The 11,160-nt window shown below is 68.5% G+C and carries 11 protein-coding genes; 3 read left to right on the forward strand and 8 right to left on the reverse strand.

Features of this window, described 5'->3' with window-relative positions; translation table 11 throughout:
* Positions 1 to 110 precede the first annotated feature (110 nt).
* Positions 111 to 401: a glutaredoxin family protein gene (locus F3T56_RS30695; protein ID WP_149828587.1), complete on the reverse strand. Its 291-nt coding sequence runs from the start codon at positions 399 to 401 to the stop codon at positions 111 to 113.
* A gap of 140 nt (positions 402 to 541) precedes the next feature.
* On the opposite strand from F3T56_RS30695, the gene F3T56_RS30700 reads away from it, so the two are divergent.
* The 3 genes from F3T56_RS30700 to F3T56_RS30710 all read left to right on the forward strand — a co-directional run bounded on the left by F3T56_RS30700 (position 542) and on the right by F3T56_RS30710 (position 4,299).
* Positions 542 to 1,480: an HAD family hydrolase gene (locus F3T56_RS30700; protein ID WP_149828588.1), complete on the forward strand. Its 939-nt coding sequence runs from the start codon at positions 542 to 544 to the stop codon at positions 1,478 to 1,480.
* Between the two features lie 567 nt (positions 1,481 to 2,047).
* Positions 2,048 to 2,824 (forward strand): ECF subfamily RNA polymerase sigma factor, BldN family, encoded by a 777-nt coding sequence (locus tag F3T56_RS30705; RefSeq protein ID WP_149828589.1) that lies wholly within the window; start codon positions 2,048 to 2,050, stop codon positions 2,822 to 2,824.
* Positions 2,825 to 3,075: 251 nt separating this feature from the next.
* Entirely contained in the window at positions 3,076 to 4,299 is a 1,224-nt protein-coding gene (locus F3T56_RS30710) for a DUF5667 domain-containing protein (RefSeq protein ID WP_149828590.1), read from the forward strand.
* 224 nt (positions 4,300 to 4,523) lie between these two features.
* On the opposite strand, the gene F3T56_RS30715 is transcribed toward F3T56_RS30710, so the two are convergent.
* The 7 genes from F3T56_RS30715 to F3T56_RS30745 form a co-directional block, all read right to left on the reverse strand.
* Positions 4,524 to 5,639 (reverse strand): lysophospholipid acyltransferase family protein, encoded by a 1,116-nt coding sequence (locus F3T56_RS30715; protein WP_149828591.1) that lies wholly within the window; start codon positions 5,637 to 5,639, stop codon positions 4,524 to 4,526.
* A 14-nt stretch (positions 5,640 to 5,653) separates the two neighbouring features.
* On the reverse strand, positions 5,654 to 6,736 hold the full coding sequence (locus tag F3T56_RS30720; protein WP_149828592.1) for an NAD-dependent epimerase/dehydratase family protein: 1,083 nt from the start codon (positions 6,734 to 6,736) through the stop codon (positions 5,654 to 5,656).
* Positions 6,737 to 7,008: 272 nt separating this feature from the next.
* Complete coding sequence (locus F3T56_RS30725) at positions 7,009 to 7,107, reverse strand: 30S ribosomal protein bS22 (protein WP_003948845.1); 99 nt, start codon at positions 7,105 to 7,107, stop codon at positions 7,009 to 7,011.
* A 165-nt stretch (positions 7,108 to 7,272) separates the two neighbouring features.
* The gene (locus F3T56_RS30730; protein ID WP_172639220.1) at positions 7,273 to 7,485 is read right to left on the reverse strand and encodes a helix-turn-helix domain-containing protein; all 213 of its coding nucleotides are present in this window, start codon (positions 7,483 to 7,485) and stop codon (positions 7,273 to 7,275) included.
* Between the two features lie 129 nt (positions 7,486 to 7,614).
* Entirely contained in the window at positions 7,615 to 8,448 is an 834-nt protein-coding gene (locus F3T56_RS30735) for a phosphatase (protein ID WP_172639221.1), read from the reverse strand.
* Positions 8,449 to 8,660: 212 nt separating this feature from the next.
* Positions 8,661 to 9,836, reverse strand: coding sequence for an acetoin utilization protein AcuC (locus F3T56_RS30740; RefSeq protein ID WP_149828595.1), 1,176 nt, complete (start codon positions 9,834 to 9,836; stop codon positions 8,661 to 8,663).
* Positions 9,787 to 11,010, reverse strand: a complete 1,224-nt coding sequence (locus tag F3T56_RS30745; RefSeq protein WP_149828596.1) for an MFS transporter — start codon at positions 11,008 to 11,010, stop codon at positions 9,787 to 9,789. Before F3T56_RS30745 ends, F3T56_RS30740 begins: the two co-directional genes overlap by 50 nt.
* Between the last annotated feature and the right edge of the window lie 150 nt (positions 11,011 to 11,160).

The raw sequence follows: 11,160 nt of genomic DNA on the forward strand, positions 1-11,160 counted from the left end.
CATCGATCCTAAGCGACTTTTGGGACCACTTGGACTGGTCGGTCAGGTCACATCTGCGTCATGACCGTGCGACGACCCGGCGACAAGGCTGGGCCACGACTACGTCCGGGCTACGTCAGGGCTTTGCGAAGGCGGTCCTCGTTCACGCGCCAGAAGGTGTGCTGCGCGCCGTCCACCAGCACCACCGGGATCTGCTCCCAGTACTGCCGGTGCAGTTCCTCGTCCTGGGTGATGTCCTTCTTCTCCCAGGGCACCCCAAGTTCACCGCACACCTTCTCGACCACCACCTGCGCGTCATCGCACAGATGGCACCCCGGCTTCCCGATCAACGTGACGAGCCGCTCACGAGGACTCCTCGACGTCCTCGACGCCCGCCGAAACATGGCACTCATGCCGGCCATTGTCACCCACCTGCCACTCACCCGTTTCGCACGCGGACGCGCCGAGGTGACCACTTCTTTAACGACACGGTCGCGGAGAGTTCACAGCCTGCAAACCTCTCGACTCCGGAAGTACCGAACAGACTGGCTATGCTCACGACATGGCCGCTCTCGGATGGCTCACTCCCCGTAGGCGCTCCGCCACGGCGCGGAGCGTTTTGGCAGGCGAGGCCTCGGCGGAGGCAGCGCGCAAGTCCTCCCAGGAGTTGGAGGAGGTCGCCCCCGCGCCCGACACCGCTGCCCGGGAACCGGAGTTCCCGGTCCTCGGCGACGACAAGGCCGCCGCGTTCTTCGACCTCGACAACACCGTCATGCAGGGCGCCTCCCTGTTCCACTTCGGCCGGGGCCTGTACAAGCGCAAGTTCTTCGAGACGCGCGACCTCGCCCGATTCGCCTGGCAGCAGGCCTGGTTCAGGCTGGCGGGCTCCGAGGACCCCGAGCACATGCAGGACGCCCAGAACTCCGCCCTCTCCATCGTGCAGGGCCACCGCGTCGCCGAACTCACGATCATCGGCGAGGAGATCTACGACGAGTACATGGCCGAGCGCATCTGGCCGGGCACCCGGGCGCTTGCCCAGGCCCACCTGGACGCGGGCCAGAAGGTCTGGCTGGTCACCGCGGCCCCCGTCGAGATCGCCCAGGTCATCGCCCGCCGCCTGGGCCTGACCGGCGCCCTGGGCACGGTGGCCGAGTCCGTCGACGGCGTCTACACCGGCAAGCTGGTCGGCGAGCCCCTCCACGGCCCCGCGAAGGCGGAGGCGGTCCGCGCCCTGGCCGCGGCGGAGAGCCTGGACCTCTCCCGCTGCGCCGCGTACAGCGACTCCCACAACGACATCCCCATGCTCTCCCTCGTCGGGCACCCCTACGCCATCAACCCCGACTCCAAACTCCGCAAACACGCCCGAGAGATGGACTGGCGCCTCCGCGACTACCGCACCGCCCGCAAGGCCGCCAAGGTAGGCCTCCCCGCAGCAGCAGGCGTAGGCGCGGTAGCCGGCGGCACAGCAGCAGCCATCGCTCTGCACCGCCGCCGCCGGTAGGCACGAGTTAGGCAGTTGGGCGACTGCGGGTGAGCGGGGGCTGGTCGCGCAGTTCCCCGCGCCCCCGAAAACCGGGGCTGCGCCCCTGCTTTTCATCGGTCCGCAGGGCCGTGTCTTTCAGGGGCGCGGGGAACTGCGCGACCAGCCCCCACCGACCCGCACCCGCCAACGCACCCCCGCCCCCGCCCCATTAGGCGCCCAGGGGGTCGAAGGGGCACAGCCAGGGCACAGCCCCTGGGGATGGGAATGGGTAGGGGCGGCGGGGGCGAATCCCGCTGTCATACCCCCACTGCCCCCCCGCCAGACGACTCATCCGCACCCGACCACAACACGCCCCGCACCTTGACGGAACGCGAACCCAATCGATCAACAACCGATCACTCACCGGCACTTGAACAGCCGTCAATCGGTAACAGAAGCGACGTAATCGATGATTTGAGCAACTGGGTGTAGCAGTGCCTGCACGAAGCGTTATTCTCCTCAGACGCAAACCGGTACCCCTCCGTCGCTACGACGGGTGAATGGTCCCGTACTGCACGTGATGGAAGCTCTGCCTCTGGGAGTCCCGTGTACCCACACGTCGGGGTTGACGCCTCGGGCCTGGCTACGCTGCGCGCAACAGTCAACGAACTGTTGCGCGGCTTCGTCCCCACCGCGTACGCCGTCCCCGCCCTCGCCTCCGCCACCGCGCCCGTAGGCCCGTGCTACGCACTGGCCGACGGCAGCGCGGCGGTGGGCAGACGAGGCCGTTCGGGATCCACCGCCACGACCACCCGCCGTCCAGCCGCGGACAGCGACAGCGCCCGCATGATGGACCTCGTCGAACGCGCCCAGTCCGGCGAGGCCGAAGCCTTCGGCCGCCTGTACGACCAGTACAGCGACACCGTCTACCGCTACATCTACTACCGCGTCGGCGGCAAGGCGACCGCCGAGGACCTCACCAGTGAGACGTTCCTGCGCGCCCTGCGCCGCATCGGCACGTTCACCTGGCAGGGCCGCGACTTCGGCGCCTGGCTGGTCACCATCGCCCGCAACCTGGTGGCCGACCACTTCAAGTCCAGCCGCTTCCGCCTCGAGGTCACCACCGGCGAGATGCTCGACGCCAACGAGGTCGAGCGCTCCCCCGAGGACTCCGTTCTGGAGTCCCTCTCCAACGCCGCGCTCCTGGAGGCCGTACGCCGCCTCAACCCCCAGCAGCAGGAGTGCGTCACTCTTCGCTTCCTCCAGGGCCTCTCCGTCGCCGAGACCGCCCGCGTCATGGGCAAGAACGAGGGCGCGATCAAGACCCTCCAGTACCGCGCGGTGCGCACCCTCGCCCGCCTCCTGCCGGACGACGCCCGCTGAGCCGCACCCGACAGCACCGGGCCGCACGCTCCGCGACATTCAACTCACCCTGCGTAGAAGTCCGTTGGCTTCCCCGCCCGATCATCCGCCGTCCGTAACCCAAGTGCCGCGCCGCTCGTTGTCCGGGATACAGGCTCCCTGTGGTCACACCTGACCGACACCGATCACCCGATCGTGTGGATCGGCCCAGGACGTGCAACCCTCAGGACCCCCTGGGGAGTCGACCGTCATGACGAGAGGAGGTGCCGCCAGTGATCGCAAACGTATCGGCACACCGGCGGGCGAACGCCTTCGCCCAGGCCCTGGAGGAGCAGTCCGACCGGGGCACGGCGGCCGAGCAGTCCGAAGAATCGGCACCGGCCCCGGCGGCGGAACAGACCGAGCAGGGCCGCCTGTTGACCCTGGCGACCGGTCTCGGCGAGCTGCCCAAGCCAGTGCTCGACCCCGAGGTCAAGGTCGTCCAGCGCGCCCAACTGGTGGCCGCGATGGAAGCCATGCTGCGGGACGGCACGGTGCCGGGAGGCGAGGCGGCGGACCCTTCAGTGCCCGAGCAGCGATCGGGCAAGGCACGAGGCGCGCACCGGGCAAGCCCACTGGGAAAGTTGCGACCACGTTCACGGCTGACGAAGGGCCTCGCCGCGGGCGGGCTCAGCGTCGGTGTGGCCGCGGGAGCCTTCGGCGGTGTGGCCGCCGCCAGCTCGGACGCCCTGCCCGGTGACTCGCTCTACGGCCTCAAGCGCGGCATCGAGGACGTGAAGCTCACCCTGGCCGACGACAGCGACGACCGCGGCCTGCTCTATTTGGACCAGGCGTCCACCCGGCTCAGCGAGGCCCGCAGACTGATGGAGCGCGACCGCAGCGGACAGCTCGACCACGAGTCCGTCGGCGAGGTCCGCCGCGCCCTCACCGGCATGCGGCACGACGCCTTCGAGGGCCACCGCCTGCTGCACGAGGCCTTCCAGCGCGACCCCGGCTCCCTGGGCCCCATCCAGGCCCTCTCAGCCTTCTCCCAGTCCCACCGGGAGACCTGGGGCGCCCTGCGCGACCGACTGCCCGTACAGCTCGGGGACGTCAGTCAGCAGGTCTCGTCGGTCTTCGCCGCCATAGACGAAGAGGTCGCCCCGCACCAGTCGCTGCTGCCACAGCCCCCCACCCAGGGCGGCAACGACGGGCAGCGCTCCACGGACTCCGGCGCCCCCGGCTCCACGAACCCCGGCCAGTCGGCCACCACCACCCCCGGCGGCTCCGCCAACGGCACCCAGGACACCAGCGGCAAGCCCAAGCCGTCCACCTCCGACAGTACCGCCGAAGGCCTCGTCGGCGGCACCACCGGCGACCTCCTGGACCCACCCCTGGACGCCACCGGCCCCAGCTCCCCATCCACCGACAAGCCCACACCACCCGACGTAACCCTCCGCCCTCTCCTCCCGGGCCTCATCCCGGGCCTGGGCATCGAGGGCGAGAACACGAACTAGGCAGTTACGACGGTGGGGGCGTCCTTCTCGAAGGAAGGGCGCCCCCACTGCGCATAGCTGCGGGCAATCGGGCCTCTGGGGCGTCTGCCCACCCCTGTCGTCACAGCTGCGGGCAATCGTGCCGCTGGGGCGGCACGGGTGGGCGCAGCGGCACCTCGCAACCGCCGAGCAGCGGACCCAACCCCCGCCCGGCACCACCCGCCGGACGCCAAGTCACCCCACCCTCAGAAGAACACCGACCGCCGCTGTACCAGCAACTTGTACAACGTGTGCTGAATCTGCTCCCGCACCTGATCCGTCAAGTTGAACATCAACATCGGATCCTCGGCCGCCTCCGGCGGATACCCATCCGTAGGAATCGGCTCCCCGAACTGAATCGTCCACTTCGTCGGCAACGGCACCGCCCCCAACGGCCCCAGCCACGGAAACGTAGGCGTGATCGGGAAGTACGGAAAGCCCAGCAGCCGCGCGAGCGTCTTGGAGTTCCCGATCATCGGATAGATCTCCTCCGCCCCCACGATCGAGCACGGAATGATCGGCGTACCGGCCCGCAACGCGGTCGAGACGAACCCACCCCGACCGAACCGCTGCAGCTTGTACCGGTCCCCGAACGGCTTACCCAGCCCCTTGAACCCCTCCGGCATCACCCCGACGAGCTCACCCTGCTGCAGCAACCGCGAGGCGTCCTCCGCGCACGCGAGGGTGTGCCCGAGCTTGCGGGCCAGCTCGTTGACCACCGGCAGCATGAAGACCAGGTCCGCCGCGAGCAGCCGCAGATGGCGCCCGGCGGGATGGTTGTCGTGGACGGCGACCTGCATCATCAGGCCGTCCATCGGCAGCGTCCCGGAATGGTTGGCGACGATCAGCGCGCCGCCGTCCGTCGGGATGTTCTCGATGCCCTTCACCTCGACCCGGAAGTACTTCTCGTACACCGGCCGCAGCAGGGACATCAGGACCTGGTCGGTCAACTCCTCGTCGTAGCCGAAGTCGTCGACCTCGTAATCACCCGTGAGCCGCTTGCGCAGGAAAGCGAGACCGCCCGCGATCCGTCGTTCGAGACTGCTGCCGTTCTGCGCCTCGGCGGCCCCCTGGGGCGGCTCCGGCTTCTCCCGTGTCACAGGGACATCATCGGCGCTGGTCGGCCGTCCGGGGAGAGGCTGGACCTCACCGGTCTCACGTGCCTCACGCCCTTCACGACCTTCACGTCCCCCATGGACGTCACGGACGACCGCGGGCTCGCCCTTGCGCCGGCTCCCCGCGCCCCGGCGGCGCGGCGGGCGCTGCGTGGAACCCCCGCGCGTCCGGTCGTCGTCGAACGGAATGACCTTGGCATCCGCCATCGTTGATGCGCTCCTCAGTTGGCGCTCTGCGTCGGGGGCTGCCCACCGCCCAGAACGGACAAGGGCAATGCGGGGACGGGCAGTGCGGCGATCCGGTCGATGGCCCCCGCGACGGCCTCCGGGGGCAGCAGGCCGGGCCCGCGGCTGCGCGCGAAGTCCGCGAAGGTCTCCGCGGTCGTGTACTTGGCCCGATAGCCCAGCGTCTCGCGCATCTGGTTCGTCGACACGACCCGGCCGTGGGTCAGCAGCCGCAGCTGCTCCGGCGAGAAGTCCGAGACGCCGAGCGTACGGACCATCGAGCCGAACCAGCTGACCGCCGGCATCAGCAACGGCACGGTCGGCCGCCCCAGGCGCCGCGCGCACTGCGAGAGCAGCAGGACGCCGTCGCCGGCGATGTTGAACGTGCCGCTGTTGAGCGTGCCGCGCTCCGGCTCGTGCGAGGCGATCCGCAGCACCTCGATCACATCGTCCTCGTGCACGAACTGCAGCCGCGGGTCGTAGCCCAGCACGGTCGGCAGCACCGGCAGCGAGAAGTACGAGGCGAGCGGCGAATCGGCGCTCGGCCCGAGGATGTTCGCGAACCGCAGCACGCACACGGCCACGTCGGGGCGACGCCGCGCGAAGCCCCGCACATACCCCTCGACCTCGACGGTGTCCTTGGCGAAGCCGCCGCTGGGCAGTGACTTGGGCGGCGTGGTCTCGGTGAACACGGCCGGGTCGCGTGGCGCGGACCCGTACACGTTCGTACTGGACTTCACGACCAGCCGCTTGACCGACGGGGACTTCTGGCAGGCACCGAGCAGCTGCATGGTGCCGATGACGTTGGTCTCTTTCAGCGTGGCCCGGCCGCCGCTGCCCAGCGGGGTGCCCGTGACGTCCATGTGCACCACGGTGTCGACGTTGTGCTCGGCCAGCACTCGGGCTATGGCCGGGTGCCGGATGTCGGCCTGCACGTAGTCCGCGCCGCCCAGATGGTGCGCCGGGGACACCGCGTCGACGGCGATGACCCGCTCGACCTCCGGGTCACGCTGGATCCGCCGAACGAACCGGCCGCCCAGCTGACGGGCCACCCCGGTCACGAGCACGACCTTCCCCAAGACAGCGCCTTCCTTCCCGACATCGGCACCCATAGGCGTAACTCTGCTCGTACTCTGCCGCGTTCCCCGTGTACGGCCACGTTAGCGGGTCGGTGTTGCGCTGTGATGACCACGACCGCGCCAACGACCGGCAAAAACATGTGACCCCCCACCACTGAGGTGGGGGGTCACATGCAACGCGCTCTCAACAGCCTTCGCGTAAGCGTGCAAGGCGTACGACCCTCGTACGAAACGGGGGTCGGCCAGGGCCCCTTTTCAGGGCCCGGACCGCCTTACTTCTTGTTGCGACGCTGAACGCGGGTGCGCTTGAGCAGCTTGCGGTGCTTCTTCTTCGCCATCCGCTTGCGCCGCTTCTTGATAACAGAGCCCACGACTACCCTCGCTCACTTCTCATCACTCGGTGTTTGGGCGCCATGGGCCCATACGACCTACGAGGGGCCAGCCTACCCGCCCGAGCGCTGAGGTCGTAATCGAGGTGAACCGGAGGTTCCCGGAAGCCCCGCAGGACCTCCGGGATCCCTTCGGACCGGTGGCCGTCAGGCCGTCTCCACCCCCACATAGCTATCGCGGAGGTACTCGTGAACCGCTTGCTCCGGCACCCGGAAGGACCTGCCCACCCGGATCGCCGGCAGATGACCGCTGTGCACCAACCGGTACACGGTCATCTTCGACACTCGCATCACCGAGGCGACTTCCGCCACGGTCAGGAACTGAACCTCGTTCAGAGGCCTCTCGTCAGCTGCAGCCATGACACACCTGAACCTTCCGCACTCGACGGCCACCGGCTTCCCCTTCCGGTGACTCTTCGTCGCTGCGTGCTCACTCCCCAATGTAGGGGCGGGTGATGCGAGTGGGGAAGAGGGGATGCCATCGGCGTCTTACTGTGACAGACACGCCCGATTGAGTACGTAGCGGGTCAGCGGTCGGTAGTAACCAGACCGCACACCGTCATCAAGTGGAACGGCGACGGACACCTGCCCCTCCGCCTCCCCCACGAAGAGCGCGGGATCGTCCGTATCGGCGAGCCCGATCGCCTCGAACCCCAGCTGACCTGCTCCGCAGACCCATCCGTGGTCCCCGACCACGAGTTCCGGGAGCGGCCCGCCACCGTCCGCCGCGGCCGCCAGAACCCTCCGAACCGGGAGGGGTGAATGCGTGTGTACGCCGGTCGCACAACCAGGGCGCAACGCGGGCGCCTCGCGTACGACGGCGACTCCTCGTACGTAGTCAAGGTTGTACGTGCGTAGACCGAACCGGGTCGTTATGTCGACACGTCTACCCATCGCGGGGGTGAGAACCTCACACCCCATCGCCGACAAGGCGTCCGCCAACGCACCGTAGAAGCCGATCAGCCGATGCGGATGCCCGGTCCCGAAGAGCACCGGCCCACCACTGTGAGCGACCGCCCCCAGCCGCTCCGCGAACCGGTCCAACGCCGCCAGCGTCCGCCCCGGATCAATCACATCCTGCCCGGATGTACACCCCGGATCGGCCGAAACCCCACACCTCTCGGCCATCAACCCGAGCACATCCCGCTGCCGCCAGGCCAACTCCGGATCAAGCCCGATCAAAAACCGAGGATCCCGAGCCGCAAAGAGCCGATAACTCCGCAGACTCGACTCCCGCGAAGTAGCAACCTTCCCAGCCAACCCAGCCCCCACAAGATGCGCCCGCAGCCCCCCAACACCCACCACGCTCCGATGCTGCCGCATCAATGTCCCCGACGCTGCCGAAACCCCTGCTCGAACCACACAGTCGGCGTAACGACCAACGCGCCCCTTCAGGGGCGCGGGGAACTGCGCGAGCAACCACAACAAACCCGCACCCGCCCCAAACAGAACCCCCCGAGCTACAAGGCGCAGGGGGTAATAGGGGCACAGCCCCTTGAGGATGGGACGAGTAGGGGCGGCGGGGGCGAAAGCCCCTACGGCAACAGCCCCCGCAACGGAAACACAGCCTTACGCGCAGCCAGCACCGCCTGGTCCAACCGATCCGCAGGGTCGTACCCCGCCTCCCAGGAAGCCCACCCCACAGGCCACCGCCCATCAGTCATCCGAGCCGGCGCCAACTGCCTCGTACGAGCAAAGACCTCCTGCCGCCACCCCTCAGGAATCACACTCTCCGGCGCGATCTCCCGCCCCGCCACAATCCCCACCAGATGGGTCCACGACCGCGGCACCACATCCACCACCGCGTACCCACCCCCACCGAGCGCGACCCACCGCCCCTCGGAATGCTCATGGGCCAACTCATGCAGAGCCACCTGCACCGCCCGCTGCGCATCCAACGACACCGCCAAATGCGCCAACGGATCCTCGAAGTGCGTATCGGCCCCGTGCTGAGTCACGAGCACCTGCGGCCGAAACTCGGCCAGCACCTCCGGCACCACCGCATGAAACGCCCGCAACCACCCCGCGTCCCCGGTCCCCGCCGGAAACGCCACATTCACGGCCGACCCCTCCGCACCCGGCGAGGCCCCCGTCTCCTCAGGCCACCCGGTCTGTGGAAACAACGTCCGAGGATGCTCGTGCAACGAGATCGTCAGCACCCGCGGATCCTCCCAGAACGCCGCCTGCACCCCGTCCCCGTGATGCACATCGACGTCCACATAGGCGACCCGCTCGGCCCCCAGCTCCAACAACCGCGCGATGGCGAGCGAGGCATCGTTGTAGATACAGAACCCAGACGCACCGCCCGGCATCGCATGATGCAGCCCACCGGCGAAGTTCACCGCGTGCAGCGCGCCCCCCCGCCACACGGCCTCAGCCGCCCCCACCGACTGCCCGGCGATCAACGCGGACACCTCATGCATCCCGGCGAAGGCGGGATCGTCGACGGTCCCCAACCCATACGCCTGGTCCGCACCCCCAGGGTCCGCGGACGCCGCCTTGACCGCCGCCACATAGTCCTCACGGTGCACCAGCCGCAGGGTCGACTCCCCCGCGGGCTTCGCCGAGACGACATCCATCTCCCGGTCGAGCCCAAAGGCACTCACCAGACTCCGGGTCAACGACAGCCGGACCGGGTCCATCGGATGGTCCGGGCCGAAGTCATAGCCCGTTACTGCCTCGTCCCACATCAGCTGTGCGCGGCCGCTCATGCCCGCCACCGTATCGGTCCGGCTGAGTCTCGAACGAGCGGGCGTACACCAATGTGACCAGCACCAACACCATCGGCACGAGCATCGCCCCGCGATAACTCCAGAGATCTCCCAGCGCCCCCACCAACGGAGAACCGATCAAAAACCCGACATAGTTGAAGATGTTAAGCCGAGCAACAGCAACATCCGAAGCGCCTGGGAACAGCCGCCCCGCCGCCGCGAACGTCTGCGGCACCAGCACACACAGCCCGAGCCCCAGCAGCGTGAACCCGAGCATCCCGACCCAGGCCCCCGGCGCCCCCGCCACCACCGCGAACCCGAGCGCCGCCACCACCGCCCCAGCCCGTACGACGGCCACGGCCCCGAACCGCCGCACCCCGAAGTCCCCGATGGCCCGCCCGAGCAGCGTGGTGACCATGTAGACGTTATACGGCACGGTCGCAAGCTCCTCGCTGCTCCCGAGCACATCCTCCAGATACTTCGCACTCCAGTTGGAGACGGTCGAGTCCCCGATGTACGCGAAGCACATCACCAGACAGAGCGGCAGCAACATCGTGAACGCCACGGACCCACCGCCCCCCGCGGCGGCGGCGTCCTCCTTCTTCTCCTCCACGGCCCCCGCGTCGACGTACCACCGGCTCCCGACCAGCGCGGCCGGCAGCAGCACGGCCACCACCGGCAGATACGACACAAGCAGCGGCAGCTCCCAGTGCGCCCCGGCCCACGCCAGCGAGGCCCCGGCTATCCCACCCAGGCTGTACACCGCGTGGAAGCCGAGCATGATGCTCCGCCCGTACGACCGCTGCAGGCTCACCCCGAGCATGTTCATCGACGCGTCGAGCGCCCCGACCGCCAACCCGAAGGCGGCCAGCGAGACACCCAGTGCGACCATGTGCTCGCCGGCCCCCACCCCGAGCAGCGCCAGGAGCACGACGGGCTGCGACCACCGCAGCACACGACTCGGCGGGATCCTCTTCACCAACTGCTCGGTGCAGACACTCCCCAGACCCGCGAGAACCGGCACCGCAGCGAGGAAGGCAGGCAGCAGCCCGTCGGAGACCCCGTACCGGTCCTGGATTGCCGGAATCCGCGTCACGAGCAGCGCGAAGGCGACGCCCTGGGCGAAGAAGCTGAACGCCAACGCGGCCCGACCGCGCCGCAGCACATCTGTCATGGCGGAACAGTAGGGGTCATGCCCTACTCATGGGTAGGGGGAAGTTGAAGATTGCTCAACTCCTCAGGCTGACCACGACCCTAAACGCAAAAAGGCCCACACCATTTCTGGTGTGGGCCTTTCGCACTATTTGTTCGGCGGTGTCCTACT

It is taken from the genome of Streptomyces tailanensis (assembly GCF_008386495.1).
Taxonomy (GTDB): Bacteria; Actinomycetota; Actinomycetes; order Streptomycetales; family Streptomycetaceae; genus Streptomyces; species Streptomyces tailanensis.

Coding starts and splice junctions, on each gene's coding strand:
- F3T56_RS30740 (WP_149828595.1), bottom strand. CDS start 9,836: ATGAGCGGCCGCGCACAGCTGATGTGGGACGAGGCAGTAACGGGCTAT.
- F3T56_RS30700 (WP_149828588.1), top strand. CDS start 542: ATGGCCGCTCTCGGATGGCTCACTCCCCGTAGGCGCTCCGCCACGGCG.
- F3T56_RS30695 (WP_149828587.1), bottom strand. CDS start 401: ATGGCCGGCATGAGTGCCATGTTTCGGCGGGCGTCGAGGACGTCGAGG.
- F3T56_RS30745 (WP_149828596.1), bottom strand. CDS start 11,010: ATGACAGATGTGCTGCGGCGCGGTCGGGCCGCGTTGGCGTTCAGCTTC.
- F3T56_RS30735 (WP_172639221.1), bottom strand. CDS start 8,448: ATGCGGCAGCATCGGAGCGTGGTGGGTGTTGGGGGGCTGCGGGCGCAT.
- F3T56_RS30715 (WP_149828591.1), bottom strand. CDS start 5,639: ATGGCGGATGCCAAGGTCATTCCGTTCGACGACGACCGGACGCGCGGG.
- F3T56_RS30730 (WP_172639220.1), bottom strand. CDS start 7,485: ATGGCTGCAGCTGACGAGAGGCCTCTGAACGAGGTTCAGTTCCTGACC.